The sequence below is a fragment of the Algoriphagus yeomjeoni genome (genome assembly GCF_049821175.1).
GTDB lineage: Bacteria > Bacteroidota > Bacteroidia > Cytophagales > Cyclobacteriaceae > Algoriphagus > Algoriphagus yeomjeoni_A.
Genome location: NZ_CP187512.1, coordinates 3,012,501 through 3,037,731, shown reverse-complemented (window position 1 = coordinate 3,037,731; position 25,231 = coordinate 3,012,501). Strand labels below are relative to the sequence as shown.

The 25,231-nt window shown below is 41.3% G+C and carries 22 protein-coding genes; 14 read left to right on the top strand and 8 right to left on the bottom strand.

The window, feature by feature from the left end:
* Positions 1 to 5: 5 nt before the first annotated feature.
* Complete coding sequence (gene ispE / locus ACPUEN_RS12215; RefSeq protein ID WP_425636178.1) at positions 6 to 815, bottom strand: 4-(cytidine 5'-diphospho)-2-C-methyl-D-erythritol kinase; 810 nt, start codon at positions 813 to 815, stop codon at positions 6 to 8.
* 533 nt (positions 816 to 1,348) lie between these two features.
* Here ispE and ilvD point away from each other — a divergent pair.
* The 9 genes from ilvD (at position 1,349) to leuB (ending at position 12,607) form a co-directional block, all read left to right on the top strand.
* Positions 1,349 to 3,028, top strand: coding sequence for a dihydroxy-acid dehydratase (gene ilvD, locus ACPUEN_RS12210; protein ID WP_425636176.1), 1,680 nt, complete (start codon positions 1,349 to 1,351; stop codon positions 3,026 to 3,028).
* Positions 3,029 to 3,032: 4 nt separating this feature from the next.
* Entirely contained in the window at positions 3,033 to 4,727 is a 1,695-nt protein-coding gene (ilvB, locus tag ACPUEN_RS12205) for a biosynthetic-type acetolactate synthase large subunit (protein ID WP_425636174.1), read from the top strand.
* A gap of 9 nt (positions 4,728 to 4,736) precedes the next feature.
* Entirely contained in the window at positions 4,737 to 5,237 is a 501-nt protein-coding gene (ilvN, locus tag ACPUEN_RS12200) for an acetolactate synthase small subunit (RefSeq protein ID WP_057939693.1), read from the top strand.
* A gap of 62 nt (positions 5,238 to 5,299) precedes the next feature.
* Positions 5,300 to 6,343, top strand: coding sequence for a ketol-acid reductoisomerase (gene ilvC / locus ACPUEN_RS12195; RefSeq protein WP_425636171.1), 1,044 nt, complete (start codon positions 5,300 to 5,302; stop codon positions 6,341 to 6,343).
* 19 nt (positions 6,344 to 6,362) lie between these two features.
* Entirely contained in the window at positions 6,363 to 7,871 is a 1,509-nt protein-coding gene (locus ACPUEN_RS12190) for a 2-isopropylmalate synthase (RefSeq protein ID WP_425636169.1), read from the top strand.
* Positions 7,872 to 7,873: 2 nt separating this feature from the next.
* Entirely contained in the window at positions 7,874 to 9,280 is a 1,407-nt protein-coding gene (gene leuC, locus ACPUEN_RS12185; protein WP_425636167.1) for a 3-isopropylmalate dehydratase large subunit, read from the top strand.
* 107 nt (positions 9,281 to 9,387) lie between these two features.
* Complete coding sequence (gene leuD / locus ACPUEN_RS12180; protein WP_425636164.1) at positions 9,388 to 9,978, top strand: 3-isopropylmalate dehydratase small subunit; 591 nt, start codon at positions 9,388 to 9,390, stop codon at positions 9,976 to 9,978.
* A 6-nt stretch (positions 9,979 to 9,984) separates the two neighbouring features.
* Positions 9,985 to 11,571, top strand: a complete 1,587-nt coding sequence (locus tag ACPUEN_RS12175; protein WP_425636162.1) for an alpha-isopropylmalate synthase regulatory domain-containing protein — start codon at positions 9,985 to 9,987, stop codon at positions 11,569 to 11,571.
* The gene (gene leuB, locus ACPUEN_RS12170) at positions 11,540 to 12,607 is read left to right on the top strand and encodes a 3-isopropylmalate dehydrogenase (protein ID WP_425636160.1); all 1,068 of its coding nucleotides are present in this window, start codon (positions 11,540 to 11,542) and stop codon (positions 12,605 to 12,607) included. Before ACPUEN_RS12175 ends, leuB begins: the two co-directional genes overlap by 32 nt.
* Here the strand turns inward: leuB and ACPUEN_RS12165 are convergent.
* On the bottom strand, positions 12,584 to 12,856 hold the full coding sequence (locus tag ACPUEN_RS12165; protein ID WP_425640192.1) for a DUF86 domain-containing protein: 273 nt from the start codon (positions 12,854 to 12,856) through the stop codon (positions 12,584 to 12,586). The two genes, leuB and ACPUEN_RS12165, sit on opposite strands and share 24 nt — an antisense overlap.
* A gap of 136 nt (positions 12,857 to 12,992) precedes the next feature.
* Entirely contained in the window at positions 12,993 to 13,283 is a 291-nt protein-coding gene (locus ACPUEN_RS12160; RefSeq protein WP_425636158.1) for a nucleotidyltransferase family protein, read from the bottom strand.
* Between the two features lie 218 nt (positions 13,284 to 13,501).
* On the opposite strand from ACPUEN_RS12160, the gene ACPUEN_RS12155 reads away from it, so the two are divergent.
* Complete coding sequence (locus ACPUEN_RS12155) at positions 13,502 to 14,698, top strand: histidinol-phosphatase (RefSeq protein ID WP_425636156.1); 1,197 nt, start codon at positions 13,502 to 13,504, stop codon at positions 14,696 to 14,698.
* Positions 14,699 to 15,111: 413 nt separating this feature from the next.
* Positions 15,112 to 15,939: a tRNA pseudouridine(38-40) synthase TruA gene (gene truA / locus ACPUEN_RS12150; protein ID WP_425636154.1), complete on the top strand. Its 828-nt coding sequence runs from the start codon at positions 15,112 to 15,114 to the stop codon at positions 15,937 to 15,939.
* A gap of 214 nt (positions 15,940 to 16,153) precedes the next feature.
* Here truA and ACPUEN_RS12145 read toward each other — a convergent pair whose 3' ends face one another.
* The 5 genes from ACPUEN_RS12145 to ACPUEN_RS12125 all read right to left on the bottom strand — a co-directional run bounded on the left by ACPUEN_RS12145 (position 16,154) and on the right by ACPUEN_RS12125 (position 21,395).
* A complete protein-coding gene (locus ACPUEN_RS12145) occupies positions 16,154 to 16,648 on the bottom strand; it encodes a GNAT family N-acetyltransferase (RefSeq protein WP_425636152.1) in 495 nt (164 codons plus the stop codon).
* A 14-nt stretch (positions 16,649 to 16,662) separates the two neighbouring features.
* Positions 16,663 to 18,030: a Gfo/Idh/MocA family protein gene (locus tag ACPUEN_RS12140; protein WP_425636149.1), complete on the bottom strand. Its 1,368-nt coding sequence runs from the start codon at positions 18,028 to 18,030 to the stop codon at positions 16,663 to 16,665.
* Between the two features lie 138 nt (positions 18,031 to 18,168).
* Complete coding sequence (locus ACPUEN_RS12135) at positions 18,169 to 18,630, bottom strand: hypothetical protein (RefSeq protein ID WP_425636147.1); 462 nt, start codon at positions 18,628 to 18,630, stop codon at positions 18,169 to 18,171.
* Between the two features lie 680 nt (positions 18,631 to 19,310).
* Positions 19,311 to 20,381, bottom strand: coding sequence for an Ldh family oxidoreductase (locus ACPUEN_RS12130; RefSeq protein WP_425636145.1), 1,071 nt, complete (start codon positions 20,379 to 20,381; stop codon positions 19,311 to 19,313).
* 69 nt (positions 20,382 to 20,450) lie between these two features.
* Positions 20,451 to 21,395: an exopolyphosphatase gene (locus ACPUEN_RS12125; RefSeq protein ID WP_425636143.1), complete on the bottom strand. Its 945-nt coding sequence runs from the start codon at positions 21,393 to 21,395 to the stop codon at positions 20,451 to 20,453.
* A gap of 330 nt (positions 21,396 to 21,725) precedes the next feature.
* Here ACPUEN_RS12125 and ACPUEN_RS12120 point away from each other — a divergent pair, with 330 nt between their 5' ends.
* Genes ACPUEN_RS12120 through ACPUEN_RS12110 form a run of 3 tightly spaced genes read left to right on the top strand, consistent with a single transcriptional unit; the run spans position 21,726 to position 25,224 of the window.
* Positions 21,726 to 23,309, top strand: coding sequence for an acyl-CoA carboxylase subunit beta (locus tag ACPUEN_RS12120; RefSeq protein ID WP_425636141.1), 1,584 nt, complete (start codon positions 21,726 to 21,728; stop codon positions 23,307 to 23,309).
* Positions 23,310 to 23,344: 35 nt separating this feature from the next.
* Positions 23,345 to 24,409, top strand: a complete 1,065-nt coding sequence (locus ACPUEN_RS12115) for a M42 family metallopeptidase (protein WP_425636139.1) — start codon at positions 23,345 to 23,347, stop codon at positions 24,407 to 24,409.
* Between the two features lie 56 nt (positions 24,410 to 24,465).
* On the top strand, positions 24,466 to 25,224 hold the full coding sequence (locus tag ACPUEN_RS12110; protein WP_425636137.1) for a helical backbone metal receptor: 759 nt from the start codon (positions 24,466 to 24,468) through the stop codon (positions 25,222 to 25,224).
* Positions 25,225 to 25,231 lie beyond the last annotated feature (7 nt).

Here is a 25,231-nt window from a genome sequence, read left to right as displayed (position 1 = left end):
GCATTTTAAATTCGTGCCTCAAATTTAAAATAGCTCTCGTTCCAGTCCATGTTTTCCGGTTTCTCCTCAAACAACCCAAAGACCGAAGAGCCGGACCCAGACATTGCAGCATAATAAGCTCCATGTTCGTAAAGCTTTTCTTTTATACCTGCGATCTCAGGATGATTTGGGAAAATGCTGGCCTCGAAGTCATTTACAAGTTCACCTTTCCATCTCCTTTTATCGGTCAAAACTTCCTCCAACTTTACTTTTGGCGCAGTTGGAGTCACTCCCTCATAAGCTTCTTTGGTTCCTATGTGAATCCCCGGGTTTATCAAAATCAAATGAGTGCCACCCAAGTCCAAATCCACCGGTTCCAAGAGCTCACCTCTTCCTCTGGAGATTTTAGGTGTATTTTCAATGAAAAATGCGCAGTCGCTTCCAAGTTGCGCAGCATATTCTTCCAAAAAGAAATCATCCAAAATCAGATCGAATAAATTATTCATCAAACTCAATGCGAATGCTGCGTCGGCAGAGCCACCACCCAATCCAGCACCCATCGGAATATGTTTGTGCAAGTGGATGTTCAGGTGCGGTAAGTTTGGGAAGTCTTTTTTCAAAAGCTGATAGGCTTTTAGAATTAGATTGTCATTGGAATTTCCGGGGATTTCTAGCCCTGTACTTTCAAATGTTGTTTTTTTGGTACTTACGATCATTTCCAAGGCGTCATTCAGTGGAATCGGGATCATGCAACTCTCAATATCATGGTATCCATCTTTTCTTTTGGCAGTGATATGAAGTCCTAAGTTGATCTTAGCGTTTGGAAATGAAATCATTGGATTTGTTGTTTGGTCAAAAATAAAACAAAAAGCAGGGGAAGCGAAGCTTTTCCAAATTGAGAATTCGGTAAAAAATCTAGTATTTATTGAAGTAAATATGGTATATCATTTTTCTTATTAAAAAAAAGAGAATAATTTTTGATTAAAATTGAATAAAATTGAAATCAGTACAAAATTTTGAGAATCGAAAATTTCAACAAATCATTTGCTGAAAAACAGGGGTAAATGACGGGTTTATAAGATTTTTATTTTGAAAAAATTAATTTAACATACATTTTTTATATGAGTAAGTTTAAAAATGTAAAATTAAATATTGTAAGTCTGAAAATTCGGTTTTAAGTTTGTCTAGTACTTCGGCTGAGAGCCGGAGATAATTTTGAAAAACAGTATGTATAAAGTAGTCATTTTGCTAAGCTTAATTATTCTCATTGGATTCTAAATGTGAGGCACTAGACTATTCTTTATAATGAAATAAAAAAAAATCTGAAGTGCCTCACTAACCTGAGGCACTTTTTTTATACCCCATGAATATGACCCTGAAAAAACACAGTTGGGAAATAAGCGATAATCCTGAGCATCCAGCAGGAATGGCAATGTTGTATGCCACTGGAATGAGTGATAAGAAAATGAAACAGCCTTTTGTAGGGATAGCCAGTTGTGGTTATGAGAGCAATCCCTGCAACATGCATCTAAATGACTTTGCCGGTCTGATCAAAGAATCCTCCCAGGATCAAGATCTGACCGGTTTGGTTTTTAATACCATTGGGATTTCTGACGGAACGTCTATGGGTACGCTTGGAATGCGTTATTCATTGGTTTCCAGAGAGATAATTGCAGATTCTATTGAGTCTTTTATATTAGGTCACTCATTCGATGCCTGTGTGGCAGTTGCTGGTTGTGATAAAAATATGCCCGGTGCTGTCATGGGAATGCTTCGTATTAATCGACCTTCTATTATGGTCTATGGGGGCACGATAGCTTCAGGTAATTATAAAGGGGAAAAGTTGAATATTGTTTCAGCTTTTGAAGCATTTGGAAAAAGAGTAAATGGAAATATTTCGGACGAAGATTACGATGGTGTAATTCGTAATGCATGTCCAGGCGCTGGTGCTTGTGGAGGAATGTATACTGCAAATACCATGTCTTCAGCGATTGAAGCATTGGGCATGTCGTTGCCGTATTCTGCCTCTAATCCTGCAAATTCTCCCGAGAAACTTCAGGAATGCCGTGATGTCAATAAGTACATGAAAGTTTTGTTGGAAAAAGACATCAAACCAAGTGATATCGTCACCAGAAAAAGTATAGAAAATGCTGTTACAGTTGCGATTGCATTAGGTGGAAGCACTAATGCGGTGATGCACATCATTGCAATTGCTAGAACTGCCGGAGTAGATTTTACTATAAATGACTTCAAAGCGATCAACGCTAAAACACCAATGATTGGTGACTTCAAGCCTTCAGGTAAATTCATGATGGAAGATCTTCATGAGCAAGGTGGAGTTCCGGCATTTATGAAATATATGCTTCAAAATGGATTCCTTCACGGAGATTGCATGACTGTGACAGGTCAAACTTTGGAAGAAAATCTAAGAGATATTGAGCCAGTGACCGTTTCTATGGTCAATGTGATTCACCCACTAGAGACTCCTATCAAAGCAACGGGCCATTTATGCATTCTTGATGGGAATTTGGCACCAGAAGGAGCCGTAGCTAAAATCACAGGTAAAGAAGGAAGTTCATTTACTGGCCCTGCTCACGTATTTGATTCGGAGCAAGAGGCAAATGATGCGATCCGCGATCATAAAGTGCAAAAAGGTGAAGTACTCGTCATCAGAAATATTGGTCCAAAAGGAGGTCCCGGTATGCCGGAAATGCTCAAGCCTACTTCTATGATTATCGGAGCTGGATTAGGTTCGGATGTGGCGTTAATCACAGACGGAAGATTCTCTGGAGGTACTCACGGTTTTGTCGTAGGACACGTGACTCCCGAGGCTTGGTCTGGTGGCCCTATAGGACTTGTGCAGAATGGAGATGTAATTACCATCGATGCTGATGGGTTAAAACTTACAGTAGCAGTATCTGATGAAGAACTAGCTGAAAGGAAAAAATCCTGGAAGCAGAAAGAGATGCCTGAATTGCAAGGGACATTAAAGAAATACAACAAACTAGTATCTACCGCATCCGAAGGTTGCGTAACAGACAAATTCTAAGCCCATGAAGGATTCAATGATAAGAGGAGCTGACATCGTGGTTAGATCACTCATTGCTGAGAATGCGGAAATAATCTTCGGGTATCCCGGAGGAGCAATAATGCCCGTTTACGACGCATTGCATGATTATCATGATCAGTTGAGACATGTACTTACACGCCATGAGCAAGGTGCGATCCATGCTGCTCAAGGCTACGCACGCGTCTCTGGTAAAGTAGGTGTCTGTATTGCTACTTCTGGTCCAGGTGCTACCAATTTGATTACTGGTCTGGCCGATGCCCAAATCGATAGCACTCCTTTGGTTTGCATCACAGGACAAGTCGCTTCACATCTTTTGGGAACAGATGCTTTTCAGGAAACTGACGTAGTGGGCATTTCTATGCCAGGTACCAAGTGGAATATCCAGGTCAGAAGAGTGGAAGATATTGCTCCAGCCATTGCGAAAGGCTTTTATATAGCTAAATCAGGAAGGCCAGGGCCAGTTTTGATTGATATTACTAAAGATGCACAGACAAACTTTGGTGAGTTTAATTATGAGCCATGTTTAGGATTCAGATCTTATAGGACGCACATTCCAATAGAAAAAACTGCTATTCAAGAAGCTGCATTTCTTATCAATATGGCTAAGCGACCTTATGTTCTTTTTGGTCAAGGTGTCGTATTGGGACAAGCGGAGGCTGAATTAAAAGCATTCTTGGAAAAATCAGGAATCCCAGCAGCCTGCACATTGCTGGGCTCAGGAGCATTATCTGAGGATCATCCAAATTATGTTGGTAAACTCGGGATGCATGGAAATTATGCGCCAAATCTTTTGACAAACCAATGTGATGTTTTGATCGCTGTAGGGATGAGATTTGATGACCGGGTGACGGGAGATTTGAAGCGTTATGCCAAGCAAGCCAAAGTGATTCATTTGGAACTTGACCCAGCAGAGATCAATAAAAATGTGAAATGTGAAGTAGCGGTTTTAGGAAGTTGTAAGGATAGTTTAGAATTATTGACTCAAGCAGTTAAAGAGAATTCCTATCCAGAGTGGATGGCTAAATTTCAAAAGCTTGCTGATGAAGAAAATGCTACAGTCATTCAGCCAGATTTAATGCCAACCAAAAATGGTTTGACCATGGGAGAAGTCATCCATCGGGTCAACCAGTACAAAGCTGATGATGCGATATTAGTGACTGACGTAGGTCAGCATCAAATGATTGCATGGAGGTATTTTAATTACAAAAAGCCAAGAACTCAAGTCACTTCCGGTGGCTTAGGGACGATGGGTTTTGCTCTTCCTGCAGCATTGGGAGCCCAGATGTATGACTTCTCCAGACAGGTAGTATGTGTAGTAGGAGATGGTGGGATTCAGATGACTATTCAGGAACTAGGAACTATCATGCAGACCAAAGCTCCTGTGAAGATTGTCCTGCTTAACAACAATTTCTTAGGCATGGTAAGGCAATGGCAGCAAATGTTTTTTGACAAACGCTATTCATTTACCGAACTTGACAATCCGGATTTCATCAAAATAGCTGAAGCATATAATATCCAAGCGCAAAAAGTCACCGAACGAGGTGATTTGCAGGAAGCTATCGAAGATATGTTGATTCACGATGGACCTTATTTCCTCGAGGTGGTAGTGGAAAAAGAAGATAATGTATTCCCAATGATTGCCACTGGCTGTTCAGTGGAAGAGGTTAGACTTAGCTAATTCAAACAAATGAAACGATATACCATATTCGTTATTACCGAAAACTTCATCGGTATTCTAAATCGCATTACCATTATTTTTACCCGTAGAGGTATCAATATCGATGCCCTCACAGCCTCGGAAAGCCGGTTGGAAGGAATCCATAGGATCACCATCGAGGTGACAGCTTCAGAGGATACTGTCATTCAGCTGGTCAATCAGATTGAGAAGATTATCGATGTGATTAAGGCTTTTTATCATGAAGATGAAAGCGTGGTGTATCAGGAAATTGCTTTGTATAAAATTCCGGTTTCACGACTAGATGGAGGCTTGGAGAAAATAATCCGTCAGCACAATGCCAAGATTATAGCTGCAGAACCTGATTTTGTGGTTCTGGAACTGACAGGTCATAAGGAACAAACACAAGAACTATTAGAAATTCTCAAAGGCTATGGTCTTCTGGAATTTGCTAGATCTGGCAGGGTAGCTGTCGCAAAAAGAATGTTAACCATTGACAGTTTTGTCAAATAATAATAAACCAAAAAAAGGCTTCCGCAGGAACCTATTAAACACTAGTAATAAATAAAAAACAGATGAAATTAAAATTCGGCTCAACAGAAGAAAACGTAGTAACTAGGGAAGAATTTCCACTGGAAAAAGCAAGAGAAGTGCTCAAAGACGAAGTGATCGCAGTATTGGGTTACGGTGTCCAAGGTCCAGGTCAGGCACTTAACTTGAAAGACAACGGTTTCAACGTGATTGTAGGTCAGCGTAAAGGCTCCAAAACTTGGGACAAAGCTGTAGCTGATGGCTGGGTTCCTGGCGAAACACTTTTCGAATTGGAAGAAGCTTGCGAAAAAGGTACTATCCTTCAGTTCCTTCTTTCCGATGCAGGTCAGATTGCTCTTTGGCCAACAGTAAAAAAGCATCTTACTCCAGGTAAAGCACTTTATTTCTCTCACGGGTTCGGTGTGACATACAAAGAAAAAACAGGTATCATTCCTCCAGCTGACGTAGATGTGATCTTGGTAGCTCCTAAAGGTTCTGGTACTTCCTTGAGAAGAATGTTTGTAGAAGGTAGAGGGTTGAACTCATCTTATGCAATCTATCAGGATGGAACTGGCAGAGCTTATGATCGTGTTGTTGCACTAGGTATAGGAGTTGGGTCAGGCTATCTGTTTGAAACAGATTTCTACCGTGAAGTAACTTCCGATTTGACTGGCGAAAGAGGCACCTTGATGGGTGCTATTCAGGGAATTTTCGCTGCACAGTATGAGGTGCTTAGATCGAATGGTCACTCTCCATCTGAAGCTTTCAATGAAACAGTGGAAGAATTGACTCAATCATTGATGCCATTGGTAGCTGAAAACGGAATGGATTGGATGTATGCCAACTGCTCTACAACTGCACAAAGAGGCGCACTTGACTGGTGGAAGCCTTTCAGAGATGCTACTAAGCCAGTTTTCGAAGAATTATATAACAGTGTAAAAACTGGTCAAGAGGCTCAGAAGTCAATCGACTCTAATTCAAAAGAAGATTACAGAGTGAAATTGGAAGCTGAATTGAAAGAATTGAGAGATTCTGAAATGTGGCAGGCAGGTGCTGTCGTCCGTCAGTTGAGACCAGAAAATAATTAACACAAAAACCCCAAGAATTATGAGTGAGAAGCTATGGATATTTGACACTACCCTGAGAGACGGGGAGCAAGTACCCGGGTGTCAGCTGAATACCCAGGAGAAAATTGTGGTAGCAAAAGCGCTGGAAGAACTAGGTGTAGATATTATCGAAGCCGGCTTTCCAATTTCTAGTCCAGGAGATTTCAATTCTGTACTCGAGATTTCAAAGGCAGTTTCTAACCCGATTATCTGCGCCCTCTCCAGAGCTGTAGAAAAAGATATTGAAGTAGCGGCTCAATCCCTCAAATTCGCAAAAAAAGGTCGTATTCATACTGGAATTGGTGTTTCACCTTATCATATTCAATACAAACTGCGCTCCACTCCCGAGGATATTATTGCTCGGGGTGTAGCTGCAGTGAAGTTTGCTAGACGATTTGTGGATGACGTTGAGTTTTACGCTGAAGACGCAGGTCGTGCAGAAGCAGACTTTCTGAATAAGATTATTGAGGAAGTGATCAAGGCAGGAGCGACAGTAGTGAATATTCCTGATACTACGGGATATACCCTTCCAGAGCAATACGGTGCTATTATCGCAAGTTTGAAGAATAATGTGCCAAACATTGACAAAGCTATTATTGCTACACATTGTCACAATGACCTAGGAATGGCTACTGCAAATACTGTAGCCGGAGTACAGCATGGTGCCCGTCAGGTGGAAGTAACCATCAACGGCATAGGTGAACGTGCTGGAAATACCTCTCTGGAAGAAGTAGTGATGGCGATCAAATGTCACAAGTCTATTCCAGTTCATACTGATATTGTCACGCCAAGAATTTACAATACCAGTCGTCTAATTTCCAAATTGATGAACATGCCAGTTCAGCCAAATAAGGCTATTGTAGGTAGAAATGCATTTGCGCATTCATCAGGAATTCACCAAGATGGCGTGTTGAAGCATAGAGAAAATTACGAGATCATCGATCCCAAAGATGTCGGAGTAGGTGAGTCCACTATCGTGCTGACGGCAAGATCTGGAAGAGCTGCCTTAAAGCATCACTTGGATGCTTTGGGAGTGGAATTGGAAGGGGAAGCACTTCGTGAAGTTTACGAAGAGTTCTTGATTTTGGCAGATAGCAAGCGTGATATCGGTCGTAAAGATCTGATGGGCTTGGTGGGTAAATTTGTGACTGATTCAAATTTCATAGAATTGGGAAAAGTTACCTATTCATCCAATGGAACTATTCAAGCTCAGGTAGAAATGAAAATCGGAGACGAATCTCATACTTCTACTGCGCATGGAAATGGCCCAGTGGATGCAGTGTTGAAAGCAATTGATAAAATTGCCAAGCCAGCTGTAGAACTGGAAGAATTCCTGATCCAAGCCATTACCCACGGAAGTGATGATGTGGCCAAAGTTCACATGAGATTAATCAAAGGAGATAAGCCTTACTATGGCTTTTCTTCACATACAGACATCGTATTGGCTTCAGCTCAAGCCTTTGTAGATGCACTCAATAAAATCCCGGTCAAAGAATACGCGACCGCTTAATTATGGAAAAGACAACATTATTTGATAAAATCTGGGATGCTCACGTAGTAAAATCAGTTCCGGCTGGACCAGATGTATTCTTCATCGATAAGCATTTTATCCATGAAGTAACTTCACCGGTCGCCTTCCTCAATCTAGAGAAGCGTGGTATCGGAGTTAAAAACCCAATCAGAACAGTAGCTACGCCTGATCACAACGTACCAACTGTAGATCAGGACAAGACTATCAAAGACAAGCTTTCACGCATGCAGGTAGAAAGACTTCGTGAGAACTGTGCCAAATATGGCATCGAGCTTCACGATTTGGGTTCTGCACATCACGGGATCGTTCACGTGATCGGTCCAGAGCTTGGAATCACTCAGCCTGGAATGACGATAGTTTGTGGAGATAGCCACACTTCTACCCATGGTGCTTTCGGAGCTATTGCTTTCGGAATTGGTACTTCTGAAGTAGAAATGGTTTTGGCGACGCAGTGCATCATGCAGTCTAAGGCTAAGAAAATGAGAATTACTATCGATGGCGTAGCCGGGCCAGGCGTGACTTCCAAAGATTTGATCCTTTACGTCATCGCTCAGATCTCAGCCGCTGGTGCTACTGGATACTTTGTGGAATATGCAGGATCTGCGATCCAAAGCCTATCTATGGAAGCTAGAATGACTGTTTGTAACATGTCTATCGAAATGGGAGCACGTGGAGGTTTGATCGCGCCGGATGAGACTACTTTCGAATACCTAAAAGGAAAACAATATTCTCCAAAAGGCGAAGAATGGGACAAAGCAGTAGCTCACTGGAAAACACTAAAAACTGACGAAGGTGCTGTTTTCGACAAAGAATATCACTTCGACGCTGCAGATATTGAGCCGATGATCACCTACGGAACAAATCCTGGAATGGGCATCAAAGTGAAAGGAAATATACCTACGACCGAAGGAATGGAAGGAAGCAATAAATCTTCTTACCTGAAATCGTTGGCATACATGGGCTTTGAGCCAGGTGAAGCAATCAAAGGCAAAAAGGTGGATTTCGTATTTGTTGGCTCCTGTACCAATGGTCGTATTGAAGATATCCGTTCTGTGGCAGCCTATGTAAAAGGTCACAAAAAAGCGGATAACATCACTGCTTGGATTGTACCAGGATCTCGCGAAGTAGAGAAAATGGCGCATGATGAAGGATTGGTGAAGATCCTAGAAGAAGCTGGATTCGAACTACGTCAGCCTGGTTGCTCTGCCTGTCTAGCGATGAATGATGATAAGATTCCTTCTGGAAAATATGCCGTCTCAACTTCCAATAGAAACTTTGAAGGACGTCAGGGGCCAGGAGCTAGAACTATGCTCGCATCTCCTTTGACCGTGGCAGCAGTAGCCATTGCAGGCGAAATCTGCGACCCAAGAGAAGTATTTCAAAATTAAAAATACGAAGTCAGAAATGGGAAATACGAGTTTGATCCGGTAAGTAGGATTTAGTGCCGATCAAATCTTTCTATTTTCCAAATTTCCAATCTTTCAATTACTATAAAATGGCTTACGATAAATTTATTGTTCTCACCAGCACTGCGGTTCCTTTACCGACCGACAATGTGGATACAGATCAGATCATCCCAGCTAGATTCCTTAAGGCTACTGAGCGTGAAGGTTTCGGGGATAATCTTTTCCGTGACTGGAGGTATGATGTAGAGGGCAATCCTAAAAAGGATTTTGTATTAAATGATCCTACCTATAGCGGTAAAATCTTGGTTTCAGGCCGAAACTTTGGTTCTGGATCCAGTCGGGAGCACGCAGTTTGGGCTCTTTATGATTATGGATTCAGATGCGTAGTTTCCAGCTTCTTTGCTGATATCTTCAAAAATAACTGCTTAAATATTGGAGTACTACCTGTAACTGTTTCACCTGAGTTTTCTGATAAACTTATGGAGGCGATCACTGCAAATCCTGAAACTACGATTACGGTAGATATTCCGAATCAAAAGATTACGTTGGACTCCACTGGAGAATTTGAATCTTTTGATATCAATGAATACAAGAAGGACAATATGCAAAATGGCTTTGATGATATAGACTACTTGTTGAGTATGTCTGATGAAATTGATGCTTTTGCTGCAGATAAATAAGTGAAAATGACCGCAGGGAAGCGCATTGAAATAATGGATACAACGCTGAGGGATGGAGAACAGACCTCAAGCGTTTCCTTCTTGCCTTCTGAAAAGCTGCAGATCGCCAAACTTTTGCTGGATGAATTGAAGGTAGATCGAATTGAGGTGGCTTCAGCGAGAGTATCAGAGGGGGAATTAGAAGGAGTTCAGAAAATCACCCATTGGGCGGCTGAGAAAGGCTACCTGGATCGGGTGGAGGTATTGGGTTTTGTGGATACGCCGGCTTCGGTGGATTGGCTGTTGAAAGCTGGTGCCAAAGTCATGAATCTATTGACCAAAGGCTCACATAATCATTTGACACATCAGCTCAAAAAAACTCAGGAAGAGCATTTCGAAGATATTCAAAAGAGCATAGCATACGCTCAGGAGAATGGGATTGATGTGAATGTATATTTGGAAGACTGGTCGAATGGCATGCGTAATTCTCCGGAATATACACTTGCACTGATAGCTTTCCTGACAACTCTTCCTGTGAAGAGAATAATGCTCCCGGATACCTTGGGACTTCTTTCTCCGGAAGAGACAAAGGCATTTTTCATCCAAATCTCTACCAAATTCCCAAATGCACATTTCGATTTCCATGCCCACAACGATTACGATCTTTCTGTTGCCAATGTCATGGAAGCGATCATGTACGGCGCTTCAGGAATCCACACTACGGTCAACGGACTTGGTGAAAGAGCAGGAAATGCCCCTTTGGAATCCGTTATTGCTGTGATTAAAGATTTCACTGATCTTCAGATCAACGTGCAGGAGCAGAAAATCTACCGAGTTAGCAAACTGGTAGAGCAGTTTTCCGGACAGCATATTCCGGCAAATAAGCCTGTAGTAGGTGAAAATGTATTTACCCAAACTGCGGGAATTCACGCAGATGGTGACAACAAAAAAAATCTATATTTCAACGATTTGCTTCCAGAGCGATTTGGTCGCCAGCGTAAATATGCCTTAGGTAAAACTTCCGGCAAAGCCAATATTCTTAAGAATTTGGAGGAGTTGGGGATATCTTTGGAAAAGGATGAGTTGACAAAAGTGACACAACGAATCATCGAACTTGGTGATAAAAAGGAGCGGGTCACTACGGAAGATTTGCCATACATCATTTCTGATGTGTTGCAGAATAATTCCATTTCCAAAAACATCTTCATTGAAGGTTATCATATGACTCATTCCAAAGGATTGAAGCCTTCGGTGCAGTTGAGATTGAATATTTACGGGAAGTCTTACGATGCCACCGCTACAGGAGATGGTCAGTATGATTCTTTCATGCGAGCTGTTAAGAAAATCTACAAATCACGAAAAAGACAACTTCCTAAATTGATTGACTACCATGTCTCTATTCCTCCTGGAGGAAAAACAGACGCTTTTGTGGAGACTGTCATCACCTGGGATTATGGGAAAATATTTAAAACGAAAGGGCTAGATCCCGATCAAACAGTGGCTGCGATGATGGCCACAGAGAAAATGCTGAACATCGTCGAATCATTCAATCAAACACCAACGAAAGAAGAATCCAAGTTTTATGGAAATGAATATCGCGCTGTTGCCGGGTGACGGCATCGGACCTGAAGTAATCGACCAGGCTGTGAAAGTAGTGAAAGCTATTGGCCAGAAATTCGGACACAAAATCACTTTTACAGAAGCAGTTGTAGGAGCCGCTGCAATTGATGCGACTGGTGAACCTTATCCAGACTCAACTCACGAAATCGCAGCAGCTTCCGATGCAGTGCTTTTCGGAGCTATCGGTGATCCAAAATACGATAATGACCCTAAAGCTAAGGTTCGTCCAGAGCAGGGATTGTTACTCATGCGTCAGAAATTAGGTTTGTTTGCCAATGTGCGTCCTACCTTCACTTTTCCTTCTTTGGTACACAAATCTCCTTTGAAATTAGATCGTGTGGACGGTGTTGATTTTGTGTTCTTCAGAGAATTAACTGGTGGAATTTACTTCGGCGAGCCAAGAGGAAGAAACGAGCAAGGCACCAAAGCTTTCGATACCAATGTGTATAGCAAGCATGAGATCGTTCGTTTGGCAAGAATGGGTTTCGAAGCTGCGCAAAAAAGAAGAAAACTCCTGACTTGCGTGGATAAAGCAAATGTAATGGCTACTTCCAGACTGTGGAGAGAGACTGTGCAGGAGCTTGCTCCAGAATATCCAGATGTTAAAGTGGAATATGAATTCGTAGATGCTGTGGCGATGAGATTGATCCAGTGGCCAAAAGCGTATGATGTATTGATTACTGAAAACTTGTTCGGAGATATCCTGACAGATGAGGCTTCTGTGATTTCAGGTTCTATGGGCTTGATGCCATCTGCATCCTTGGGAACTTCCATCAAATTGTTCGAACCAATTCACGGTTCTTATCCTCAGGCAGCTGGAAAAGACATTGCCAATCCTTTGGCTACTGTGCTTTCTGCGGCCATGATGTTTGATTATGCTTTTGACTTGAAGGAAGAAGCTCAATTGATCTCTGATGTGGTAAATCAATCTTTAGCTGACGGCTATGTAACCGAAGATATCGCTGATGGCGGTACCGCTTACAAGACTTCTGAAGTTGGTGATTGGCTAGCAGCTAAGATTTTGGCTTAGGATAAAAGAGCTTAAAAAATAAAAAACCACCTTGACAGAGGTGGTTTTTTTTTGGTTTTTGTTCAGCAGGTTTTCAATTTGAAATAGTAGATCATCAATGTCTGATTCGATAATATTCCACACAATCTCAATGTCAATTCCAAAATATTCGTGAACAATCCTATTTCTGAAACCTCTTAATTTTTTCCACTCAATTTGAGGGTGGGAAAGCTTAAAGTCGTCATCAATTCTTATAGAAGCTTCTCCAATAATTTAGAAATTTCGGATTACAGCATCTACTGTTTTATCGTCTTCTTGGAATTCAAGAAAAGTTAGACCTTCCGTATATTTTAGGATCTTTTCTGCAGATTCCTTAATGTCACAAAGTAAAAGGTTAGTATCTCGACTAGACATAAATCAACTCATCCTTTATACGATCATAGTATTTCTGCTTAATTCCATTTCTGGAGACTAAGTCGACCTTAAATCCCAGAAATTCTTCCAGTTCATCAGCCAGTTGAATGAACTCAGAACCTACAGATCGATTAAACTCTACCATCAAATCCAAATCGCTATCCTCATTTTGTTCATGTCTAGCAAATGAGCCAAATATTGCCAAAGACTTGATAGAATACTTTTGGAAGAAGTCATCTCGCCGTGATGCTATGCTTTTCTTGATTGCCTCTGTCGTTTTCATGACTCTTTAAATAAAATTAGTACCAGTATCTAAACATACAATTTAAACAAATTTAAGGCCTCCCTTACCATTATTTTTTACTGGTTTCTAAAATCTAGAATGATTTGGTTTGTGTTTTCGACATTGCAGCTGCACCTAATCTTCAGGCTAAGTCTTCTTGGAAACTATCCCAAATTCTCCAAGCTTTGGTATATTGAGAACAATCTTACCAGACACACATGAAAAGCATCTTCTTTATTTTGACCTGTCTTTTTGCTTTCCTTTTGGCCTGCACACCGCAGGAAGAACCAACCAAACAATGGTACAAAGGCAATCTTCATACACATTCATACTGGTCTGATGGAGATGATTACCCTGAGATGATAATGGATTGGTACAAGTCGCACGACTACGATTTCGTGGTACTATCTGATCACAATACTCTAGCTAGCGGCGAAAAATGGAAGTTGATTCCAAAATCTCCATCCCATGAAATGGGCTTTCAGAAATATGTTGAGAAGTATGGCGATAAGGTAATCTTTCGGGAGGATTCGGCCGGTAGGATAGAAGTGAAGTTAAAAACCTTGGTAGAATATGCTCCAATGTTCGAAGAGAAAGGCAAATTCTTGATCATTCAATCGCAGGAGTTAACGGAGAGTTTTGAGAGTAAACCACTTCATATGAACGTGACGAATATCCAGAAACTGATCCCTGCAGAAGGAGGGAACTCTATTCCTGAAATATTACAGCATGGTTTGGATAGAGTTAAGGCCCAACGTGATTCTACCGGTGTTCCCATGTTTTTACATATTAACCATCCCAATTTCGTATGGGCAATTACTCCGGAGGATATTATCGCATTGGATGGTGAGCGATTTTTTGAAGTATACAACGGTCATCCGCAAGTCCACAATTATGGAGATTCTTTGAGACCAAGTATGGAAGTACTTTGGGATAAAGTCCAAGCAGCTTACTTACTCGCTAATAAGCCTTTGCTCTATGGATTGGCAGTAGATGATGCGCATAATTATCATGTTTTCGACCAAAATAACAGCAATCCAGGTCGGGGTTGGGTGATGGTTTTATCAGAAAGCTTAGATCCTGCTTCTTTAATCGAGGCAATGGAAAAAGGTGACTTTTATTCGACAACTGGCATTACCATGGATGAGATCAATTTCGATGGAAAGACCTTATCAGTTTCCGTTAAACCTGAAAACGGTGTGGATTATACCATTCAATTCTTTGGGGCTAGAAAATCAAATCCGGAGGACAGCGGCATTCTTTTGAAAGAGTCGGAGGGTGAAACCGCTGCATATACCCTAGATGAGAATGATATGTACGTCCGTGCAAAAATCATCTCTTCCAAACCCAAAGAAAATCCATATCAAATTGGCGACACTGAAACGGCTTGGACACAGCCAGTGAAAGTGGAATGAAGTTATAAAACAATGAAGAATAAAATCATAGGGTGCTTTTTCGTAACAATTGGGATGTTTTCCTTTTGGCTATACAGGAATATGTGGTTAGAGTCATCTTATTTCTTTGATAAGTCAGCAGATTTATCGGGTAATATATTTTCCTCTAGCATCTTTTTAGGTCAATTTTTTTTCTACCTAAGCTTATCAATTTTATTGATTGTTTTTGGAATATTAAAAATCAAAAAAGGTAAAGCAGGAGTACTTACGGTAGTAGTTATCTTTGGATTAGTCCTTTGGTTTCTTCTTGAAATACCTATGTATAATTGTGATTATTATGGAAGACCTCATTCATTTTGGCATTCTCAAATGTTCCATATGCACTAAAAAGGACTGCTAGCAAAAATCATAATGCATTGATGATTTGAGCGAAATTGCCCTTACTTTCAATTCTTAAATCTCAAATAAGTAAACTCTTGCAATCCCGTCCCTTCTCTTATCTTTTTTCCATTTCCTATTTCGGCGCTCGATATAAAGGTTGGGCTCCTCAGCCAAATCAGCCTACTGTGCAAAGACGACTGGAGCGTGTGATTCGGCATGTTTTGGGGCATGAGGATTTTTCACTGATCGGGGCTAGTCGTACAGATTCAGGTGTCTCTTGCGAGGGTGGATATGTTCAGGTTTTCCTTCGGGAGGAGATGGATATGAACTCACTTTTGCCCCAATTCAACGAACACCTTCCACAGGATATACGATTGAATTCAGTGAAGTCGGTTCCCATAAGCTTCAATTTGATTCAATCTGTTCAGCAGAAAACCTACCGATACTATTTCTCCAATTCTTGTGATTTTCACCCTTTTGCTTCTGCTTTTATGGTGAATGTATCAGAAGAGCTGAATTGGGAGAAGATGAACGAAGCGTGTGGATTATTTATTGGCAAGCATGATTATAAGGGCTTTTGTAAGCCTTCAGAAAATAAGACCGATTATGTTCGTGAAGTGATTGCAGCTGGGATTCATAAAACCAATGATTTTTTAGGACAGATTTTCCCTCAAGAAATTTATTATTTCGAAATCACCGGCACAGGTTTTTTGCATCATCAGGTTCGCATGATGATGTCCGCTATCTGGCAAATAGGAAAGGGAGAAATGGATTTATCGGAAATTGGAGGTCGATTTGAATCCCCTGAGGAATTCGAAAAACTACCTCCAGCTCCTGCAAATGGTCTGGTACTTTGGGAGACTATTCTGAATAACCTTTGAGGTGTCATTTCGAAGGAGGAACGACTGAGAAATCTCCTCGAAGGTTTTAAAAATAATTACCCTGGTCTTTCTTTCTTACTGTATTTTTTGCCCGACCTTTGTAATGTGGACACGTTAAATAACACCAAATCAATCTCTTTCGATTCTGGTTAGTTGGATGAAATAGGGCTCGAATCTAAACCTTCGAGGTCTTTGAGACCTCAAAGGTTAATTCTCAAAGCTTCAACTCAAACACATAGTCATCCATCACATACCCATTTCCGATGTCGATGACTTCTTCCTTGATATTCACAAACCCTAGGTATTCATAGAACGCAATTGCTCCAGTATTGTATTTGTTGACATTCAGCAGTAGACTTTTCTGCTTATTTTCTAAGGCTATATCCTTTATTGCCTGAATTAATTTCTTTCCAATTCCTTTTCCTTGAGCAGTAGGGAGAATATATATTTTATGGATTTTGGTTTTCCCAGGCTCTTGATTCACTTCAATTCCCGTAAATCCAAGATTTTCACCATTTTCTTCAGCCAGCAAGAAGAGGTAGCCATCGCTAGCTTGCTTTTCCAAAGTCTCCAAACTATACATCCAATTGAGCATATATTTGATTTGCTCGGGGCTTAATATTTCGCCAAAAGTATGTGGCCAAGTTCGATGAGCGATTGACTGAACGTGAATCAAGTCTTCAACATTGGCAGGAATGATATCAATCATATTCAGAATATCATTTAGATTTTATCTGGCTCCGGATGAACATAGCCATCTCGATAAGGTCTTCTCAAAAGTGCCGTAGCTTCTTCGTCGCCCTCAACGATCATAGTCTTTGGATTGTAGCGAAGAGGTCTTCCACCTAGTTCCATAGACATATTTGCTAAAATGCAGGAAGCAGTTGAAATATGTCCCTCAAGTACATCTGCAACAGGCAACGTATCATTCTCTATGGCCTTAAGCCAATCTCTCATCTGTTCACGAGTAGCTGGTGCTGCATGAACTTCATTGTCTTTTTCGGTAAAATCTTCTGGGTATTGCTCTTTTTCCAATACTACCGGATAATGAATAGGATCACCGTTATTTCTTCCTTCAGGATAAAAATCCGCACGCATCGGACTTCCAGCGAGCATTCCATTTTCCCCATAGATCTTAAAAGCCCAAGGATAATCCTTGTCCACAGGATTGCCCCAGGTGCGATGTTGCCAGACCACATTCATCTCGTCAAACTCAAATAGAGCAGTTTGGGTATCTGAAATATTTGCAACACTATCTTTTTGTACATAAATCCCGCCTGTTGATGTGACCTGAATTGGCCAACCCAAATCCAGCATCCATCGGACGGAATCCAGCATGTGTACACACATGTCGCCCACGATCCCATTTCCATATTCCATAAAAGCTCTCCAGCCTCGATGAAGTATACCTCGGTAGGGTAACATTGGTGCAGGACCAGCCCAAAGATCATAATTCAGATTATCTGGGACAGGCATGACATCAGGATTGCTGTTGTTGCGCATATGGTAATAGCAGCAAACCTCAGCATGCGATATTTTTCCAAGTTTGCCAGAATCAATAATTTCCTTTTTTGCCTGCATTAAGTGTGGAGTGCTTCTGCGTTGCGTGCCGATTTGTACTTTGCGATCGTACTTTCTTGCAGCTGCTAGAATCGCCTCACCTTCGATCACATCCACCGAAATTGGCTTTTGCAAATACAAATGTGCCCCACTCTTAACGACATCAATTGCCATGAGCGCATGCCAATGGTCTGGAGTTCCGATCAGAACATATTCTGGCTTTTCTTTTGCCAAAAGCTCCTTGTAATCCTCATAAAGAGTTGGAACTTTACCCGACTTTTGACGAGTCGAAACCAATCTTCCTGCCTCTGCTAGTTGCTTGCTATCCACATCACAAAGGCCAACAACTTCTACATCTGCCACTTGAATCAAGCGAAAAAGGTCAGATTTCCCATACCAGCCTGTGCCGATCAATGCAACTTGCAATGGGCCTTCGCGATCTTTGAAATCCATGCCGAGCAAGCCAAAACTTGCCAGAGACATCAAAGCGGTACTTCCTTTTAAAAATTCTCGTCGATTGAGTGGGTTCATAGGTTATGGGTTTTCGGAATAGGAGCTTTAAATTACAAAAAGCACAGTCTTCATCAAGTGCTTTTTAATCAGTATGTGATCATAGGATAAAATTGATGAAACTCAGTTTGAAAAAAAATAGCTTGGAAAAGGCTTGAATCACTTAGCCACCCAATCCAACTGCCTGCCTTCTTCTGCTGCTTGCTTATCTTTCGACGTTCCAATTGCTATGCCTATTGCCATGCCGATGGGAAGTCCAATTCCCAAAAAAGCAAGATTTCCCAGGGAAATGCCAAATACCACTCCTAGCGGGATCCCGAAAGTAGCCATTCCAAGAACGAGCCATTGGAGCTGATAGTGATTTTGTGGGACAAGGTTGAGTTCCTGATCTAGGAGTTTAATGATAGCTGCTTGTGCTGATTTTATTTGCTTCAGCAATTCTGGATCTGGCCCTGGGAAGTTATTTACTCCCGTGATGATCTCGTTGATTTTCTGTTGTTGAGCCAGTGGGATTTTCTTTTGCTCAATGGTGGCAATGAGCGTGCTTAGGTTACTAGCAGCTTTGGCGTGTTTTGGATTTTCTTCGAAAGACGGGCGTAACGTGAGGGGAGTTAGTGACATGACATAAAGTTAAAAAAGATTTCTAAGAACAGGGTTGGGTAAGATTCAATTGATATTAAGACTATTATTGACCAAAGTATTGAGATAAAAGCCCCAAGTACATTGGTCCATTTAAATGAGTGAGAATTTCGATTATTATTGACATCGAAAAATGCAGGAATTAAAAATAGATGGACAATTCCTTGAAAAGGTAGAAGTAACAACCCGAAGGCGAAAGGGCCTCCTCCTGTCAGCAAAATCTCTATTGTTAGAGGTAAGAATAGGCAAAAATTTGTGATAAAAATAATCAAAGACATGATTAGATTAAACCGCCGAATGCTGTTGATTATCATTTTACTTGGTAGCGTGCGCTAGAGGCTGTTTTATCCATCCTGGGTGGATTATCAATGTCATTACAGTAAGCAATGCTATTCAGATAACGATGGATTCGAAGTCTTTCCTGACACGTAGAATCTTTATCCTCTTCACCATAGTAGACCTTTTCCGAAGCATTTCTTGCTCGAAGGCAGATCGGTCATGGTTAAATTTCTTAGGGCTGTTAGACATATTCTTTTAAAGATAAAAAGTCACCTTGAAAAATTGTATGCATATCACTCTCTATCTCAAATCTCTTTTCACCTAAAATCCTACTTGCTCATAAAAGTGGGAGGTATGCACCGGTCACCTAACACCCCACACTCCTAAAACTTCACCCCAAATCGCACTCCCAATTCTGTCAAATCCTTTACTACTGGATCAAGCAATGGAATTCCATCCTTCATGCGAATAGCTTCTAATTCCCGCTCAGGATCACCTGGGATTAATACTTTTTCATTTCCAGGCGTTGGTTTGGCAGCTCTGAATCGGGTGATCCAGTTATCCATATGTGCTTTGAATTCATCAGCAGGTCGGAAAGCATCTACTCTCATTGCTCCGAAGAAATGGCCGATTCCTTCTCCAACTGGATTAGGATCTGGCTCGAGGAATGCCACAAAAGGTGGAACCCAAGGACCGTAATTAGCACCGGAAAGTACTGCGGAGAAAATATCCACGACCGAACCCAAAGCATATCCTTTATGAGAACCATGTTCCCGATCGCCACCGAGCGGAAGTAAAGCTCCACCATCTTTTACGCCATTGGCGGAAGTGGTTGGATTTCCTTCTTTGTCCTGTACCCAGCCGGTTGGCGTATCCATTCCTTTTCTTTGAAGGATTTCCAATTTACCATTGGCAGCCGTAGTGGTTGCCAAATCCGCGACAAAAGGAGGCTGATCCTTTGCTGGAATGGCAACTGCTATTGGATTCGTTCCCAATAATCTTTCCTGAGAAAAAGTAGGAGCCACTAGCGGGCTTGCATTAGTTAGGGAAATCCCAATCATATCATGAGCTAAAGCCTGCATAGCATGATAACCGGCAATGCCGTAATGATTCGAGTTTTTCACAGAAACCCAACCTGTTCCAGCGATTTTAGCTTTTTCGATAGCAACCTTCATGGCAAAAGGAGCTACAACCAACCCCAAACCTCCATCTCCATCTACCACAGCAGTGGAAGGAGTTTCGTGAACTACCCGCACATTTGGCGTAGCATTTATTCTCCCTTTTTCCCACAAACGCACATAGCCAGAAAGCCGTGCAACGCCATGACTGTCCACTCCTCGAAGATCCGCCGCAAGCAATACGTCAGCAGCTGTTTTGGCCTGATCTGCCGGGCAACCGATTTTGGTAAGCATGCCTAATGTAAAAGCGTGAAGTTGTTCAAAAGAATAAGTCATAGCAATAGAGGGAATAAACTGTTAAATAATTAGCAGCTAAATATAAGAAATGAAATTTTTCAGAAAGGCTTAAATAGCGGTTTGCTCAGGAATTAGCAAAGAAGCAATTGCTCCTTCTTTGAGTGCATAGTGCGAGCAGGTGATAAAATCCACCTCTATGTAGCGCAAAATAAATTCTATCAAACTGGATGCTACCACGATCATATCTACCCGCATGGGAATCATGCCTGGAATTAATAAACGCTCCTCTTTATTTTTCGTCAAAATCATGCGATGAATTGCTTCATATTCCTCTATGGGTAGTTCAAAAACATGACGTCCAGTGAGTTTGCACTGAAGCATAGATTCAAAGTAAATATCAGTTAAGGTGTCAAAAGTCCCTGAAGCTCCAACTAACCCAACTGGCTTGTAGAGTTGGATAGCTTCGATCAGTGGCTGAAGTTTTTCTTCCAAATAACTTTCCAGCTTATCGATTTCTTCTGGAAGAATTGGGTCATGGTAGTGAAAAAGCTCCAAAAGACGTTGACCTCCTATTTCAAAACTTTGTTTCCAAAGAGACTCCTGACTGTTACCTATTATGAATTCTACAGAACCACCGCCGATATCCATCATTAGTTCAGTTTGTCCATTTAAAGAACCGGAAAGCCGAATTCCTTGGTAAATCATTTGAGCTTCTTCCTCGCCTGACAGCACTTGAATGTTAATTCCAATAGTTTCCTTGACAGTTTTGACGAACTCTGGACCATTTTCCGCATTTCGAACAGCACTGGTAGCAAAAGCAAAAACCTGATCTATGTTTTCACCATCGATCAGGTTTTTGAAATGTTTGAGCGTATGAAAAGCTCGTTTTACGGCATCTTCAGCAAGGTTGTTTTGGTTGATTCCGCCCTTACCCAATTTCACAGGGATTTTCTCCTTGTAAATTGTTTTAAAAGTTACATTGTCTAATTCAACCAATAACAAATGAAATGTATTGGTGCCCATGTCAATTACCGCCGCCTTTCGGGTACTCATACGCTGCCAATTTTAAAGATGGGCGAATATAGAAAGTTATTTGAAATGAGGTATTTCAACCTTTATTTTATTACTCAGTTTTTTTAAGAAAGTCATCTAACCTCAGAGCGCACAGAGATTTCGCGGAGATCCACAGAGAGTGGTTTCGCCTGCAACTTGCTCTTCTCTAATGGGCTACTTAGGTACATACGCTTGTTTATTTGAAGATGGATTTTTCTGGAAACCTTTACCACTTACTTTTTACCATAGAGGCAGACACATACATTCTATCCCGTTTTTTTCCTTAGCTAGCAAAGCCTGCTATATTTGAGCAAGTCTAAAAACTATCGTATGAGCAAAAAAGATAAACCCAATTATACTTTACCAGGAAAAGAAGGCAAGATAGAGTTGCTGAAAAAGAAAAATGCGGAAGCGTTACTCGGTGGAGGAGAAAAAAGAATAGCTTCTCAACACCAGAAAGGTAAACTCACCGCCCGTGAGCGTGTAGAATTGCTGATGGATGAAGGCACTTTTCAAGAAATTGACAAATTCGTAATGCACCGCGCAAAGGATTTTGGGCTCGACAAGGAGCATTACCTAGGTGATGGTGTGATTACTGGCTACGGAGAGGTGAATGGGCGGTTGGTTTATGTTTTTTCTCAGGACTTTACAGTTTTTGGAGGATCCCTTTCCGAAACCCACGCGGAGAAAATCTGCAAGATCATGGATATGGCGATGAAAAATGGTGCTCCCGTGGTAGGATTGAATGATTCTGGAGGGGCGAGAATCCAAGAAGGAGTGAATTCGCTCGGCGGTTATGCTGATATATTTTATAGAAATACACTTGCATCTGGAGTAGTACCTCAGATCTCAGCGATCATGGGTCCATGTGCTGGTGGAGCCGTTTATTCTCCCGCAATTACAGACTTTATATTGATGGTGGAAAACACCTCCTATATGTTTGTGACAGGACCAAATGTGGTGAAAACTGTCACCCAGGAAAATGTTACCGCCGAGGAACTTGGAGGAGCTTCGGCTCATAGTACCAAAAGTGGTGTAACTCATTTCGCTTGCGCAAATGAATTAGAATGCCTTCAACACATCAAAAAGATCTTGAGCTATATGCCTCAAAATTGTGAGGAAATCGCTCCTGTTTATCCATATGAATTATTAAAGGATGAAAGTCGGAAGGATTTGGACAGCTTGATTCCAGATAATCCCAATCAACCGTATGATATTCGAGATGCAGTAAGAGGAATAGTAGATGAAGGTTCATTTTTGGAGGTACATGAAAACTTTGCAGACAATATTGTTGTTGGCTACGCAAGGATTGCTGGAAGGAGTATCGGAGTAGTAGGGAATCAGCCGCAGTCTATGGCTGGTGTTTTGGATAACGATGCCTCAGTAAAAGCTGCCAGATTTGTGAGGACCTGCGACAGTTTCAATGTTCCACTCTTAGTTTTGGTAGATGTCCCAGGGTTTTTGCCTGGTACCGATCAAGAATGGAATGGCATTATTACAAATGGAGCAAAATTGCTATATGCCTTTTCGGAGGCTACAGTTCCCAGAATCACAGTGATTACCAGAAAGGCATATGGTGGTGCTTATGACGTGATGAATTCTAAGCATATAGGTGCCGATCTAAACTTTGCATGGCCAACAGCAGAGATCGCTGTCATGGGAGCTAAGGGGGCTTCAGAGATTATTTTCAAGAAAGAAATCGCAGAAGCCAAAGATCCAGAAGCCAAACTTCAGGAAAAAGTAGATGAGTACACTGCTAAGTTTGCCAATCCTTATCGTGCAGCGCACCGAGGTTTTATTGACGAAGTCATCATGCCTTCGGAAACCCGCATCAAACTTATCAAAGCATACAAAATGCTAGAAAACAAGGTGGATAGGATCCCTAGAAAGAAGCATGGGAATATTCCGCTGTAAAAAATTCAATTATCAATTTTCAAATATAATTTTCAATGGATTCGAATACCTTTTTATATAAGTACTTAAACAACGCTTCCCCAACAGGCTTTGAAGCATCAGGTCAGCAAATTTGGCTGGATTATGTTAAGCCATTCGTTGATGATTATTTTACTGATAATTACGGAACTGCTGTTGCGGTAATTAACCCAAAGGCTGAATATAAAGTCGTGATCGAAGCTCATGCGGATGAGATCAGCTGGTTTGTGAATTATATCAAAGACGATGGGTATATCTATGTTCGTAGAAATGGAGGTTCTGATCACATGATCGCTCCATCCATGAGGGTAAATATCCATACAGACAAAGGAATACTCCCTGGGGTATTTGGCTGGCCAGCTATCCATGTTAGGAAAGAAGGCAAGGAGGATGCGCCAACTTTGGATAATATTTTCATAGATGTGGGAGCTAGATCAAAGGAGGAAGTTGAAGAAATGGGGATTCATGTAGGTTGCGTGATCACTTTCAAGGATGAGTTGACTGAATTGAATGGCAAATTCTACTCAGGTAGAGCCCTTGATAATAGAATAGGAGGCTATATGATTGCTCAGGTCGCCAAGAGACTTAAAGAAGAGAAAAAGAAATTGCCATTTGGACTTTATATAGTAAATGCCGTTCAAGAGGAAATAGGTCTTCGTGGAGCTCAAATGATCGCTGCCAAAATCAAACCTAATGCAGCAATTATCACAGATGTTTGTCATGACACCACTGCTCCGCTTTATAATAAGGTCACAAGTGGAGATTACACCGCAGGCAAAGGCCCGGTGTTGCCAGTTGGTGCCTCAGTTCACAAGAAGTTGTTGGATTTGATTATTGCCACGGCGAGAAAGAAAGAGATTCCTTTCCAGAGAGCTGCGGCATCTAGAGGCACAGGAACGGATACGGATGCATTTGCTTATTCTAATGAAGGTGTGCCATCGGCATTGATCTCCCTCCCTTTGAAATACATGCATACTACTGTTGAGACTGCAAGCAAGGATGATATCGAGCAGGTGATCAATTTGATGTATGAGTTTCTGATTGATTTTGATCCAACTTTTGATTTTAGATATATAAAGTAGCTATTAGCAAATGTTCCATAGTTCATGGCGCCATGGATTATGGAATATAAATCAACATGCAGTTTACCGACCAACTGAAACGAACTATTTCAATTACTTCACCTCCCCAGCGGATTATTTCGCTTGTTCCATCTCAGACCGAGCTATTGGTTGATTTGGGTTTGGAGGAAAAAATAGTAGGAGTTACCAAGTTTTGTGTGCACCCGAGTGGATTGCAAAAGCGTAAAACGATAGTTGGTGGCACGAAAAACTATCGAATGGCAGTGATCGAATCTCTGAAGCCTGATTTGATTATTGGTAACAAAGAGGAGAATGAGCAATCGGGAATAGAAGAATTGATGGGGAAGTACCCGGTTTGGATGAGTGATATTTATAATTTGGAGGATAGCTTGGAGATGATTGGGGCTTTTGGACAAATGCTTGGAAAAAAAACCAAATCAGAGCAGCTCGTAGAGAAGTTGAAAAACGACTTTGCTTCTTCGCTACCAAAGAAGGGAAATGCTATTTATCTTATATGGAAGGATCCTATTATGGCAGCAGGAAACAATACTTTTATTAATGAAATGTTGGGGTTTGCTGGATTTGAGAACCTAGTTCGAACTTCGCGATATCCACAGCTATCAGAAAAGGAATTGGTAGAGTTAAATCCTGAACATTTATTACTCAGTTCAGAGCCTTATCCTTTTAAAGAGTCACACCTTCAGTATTTCAAATCGCTTTTACCGAAGGCTAATGTTAGATTAGTTGATGGAGAGATGTTTTCTTGGTACGGTAGTAGACTACTTAAAGCAAAGGTATATTTAGAAAGTTTATAGGAGCAAA

Bases quoted from the DNA above. Each gene is read 5' to 3' on its own strand.
- ACPUEN_RS12175 (WP_425636162.1), top strand. From the start codon at position 9,985: ATGACCGCAGGGAAGCGCATTGAAATAATGGATACAACGCTGAGGGAT.
- ACPUEN_RS12115 (WP_425636139.1), top strand. From the start codon at position 23,345: ATGGATTCGAATACCTTTTTATATAAGTACTTAAACAACGCTTCCCCA.
- leuB (WP_425636160.1), top strand. From the start codon at position 11,540: ATGGAAATGAATATCGCGCTGTTGCCGGGTGACGGCATCGGACCTGAA.
- ACPUEN_RS12110 (WP_425636137.1), top strand. From the start codon at position 24,466: ATGCAGTTTACCGACCAACTGAAACGAACTATTTCAATTACTTCACCT.
- ACPUEN_RS12125 (WP_425636143.1), bottom strand. From the start codon at position 21,395: ATGAGTACCCGAAAGGCGGCGGTAATTGACATGGGCACCAATACATTT.
- ACPUEN_RS12120 (WP_425636141.1), top strand. From the start codon at position 21,726: ATGAGCAAAAAAGATAAACCCAATTATACTTTACCAGGAAAAGAAGGC.
- leuD (WP_425636164.1), top strand. From the start codon at position 9,388: ATGGCTTACGATAAATTTATTGTTCTCACCAGCACTGCGGTTCCTTTA.
- ACPUEN_RS12160 (WP_425636158.1), bottom strand. From the start codon at position 13,283: ATGAAAACGACAGAGGCAATCAAGAAAAGCATAGCATCACGGCGAGAT.
- ilvB (WP_425636174.1), top strand. From the start codon at position 3,033: ATGAAGGATTCAATGATAAGAGGAGCTGACATCGTGGTTAGATCACTC.
- ACPUEN_RS12145 (WP_425636152.1), bottom strand. From the start codon at position 16,648: ATGATTGATATCATTCCTGCCAATGTTGAAGACTTGATTCACGTTCAG.
- ACPUEN_RS12135 (WP_425636147.1), bottom strand. From the start codon at position 18,630: ATGTCACTAACTCCCCTCACGTTACGCCCGTCTTTCGAAGAAAATCCA.
- ispE (WP_425636178.1), bottom strand. From the start codon at position 815: ATGATTTCATTTCCAAACGCTAAGATCAACTTAGGACTTCATATCACT.
- ilvD (WP_425636176.1), top strand. From the start codon at position 1,349: ATGACCCTGAAAAAACACAGTTGGGAAATAAGCGATAATCCTGAGCAT.
- leuC (WP_425636167.1), top strand. From the start codon at position 7,874: ATGGAAAAGACAACATTATTTGATAAAATCTGGGATGCTCACGTAGTA.
- ACPUEN_RS12190 (WP_425636169.1), top strand. From the start codon at position 6,363: ATGAGTGAGAAGCTATGGATATTTGACACTACCCTGAGAGACGGGGAG.
- ACPUEN_RS12130 (WP_425636145.1), bottom strand. From the start codon at position 20,381: ATGACTTATTCTTTTGAACAACTTCACGCTTTTACATTAGGCATGCTT.
- ilvC (WP_425636171.1), top strand. From the start codon at position 5,300: ATGAAATTAAAATTCGGCTCAACAGAAGAAAACGTAGTAACTAGGGAA.
- ACPUEN_RS12140 (WP_425636149.1), bottom strand. From the start codon at position 18,030: ATGAACCCACTCAATCGACGAGAATTTTTAAAAGGAAGTACCGCTTTG.
- ACPUEN_RS12155 (WP_425636156.1), top strand. From the start codon at position 13,502: ATGAAAAGCATCTTCTTTATTTTGACCTGTCTTTTTGCTTTCCTTTTG.
- ilvN (WP_057939693.1), top strand. From the start codon at position 4,737: ATGAAACGATATACCATATTCGTTATTACCGAAAACTTCATCGGTATT.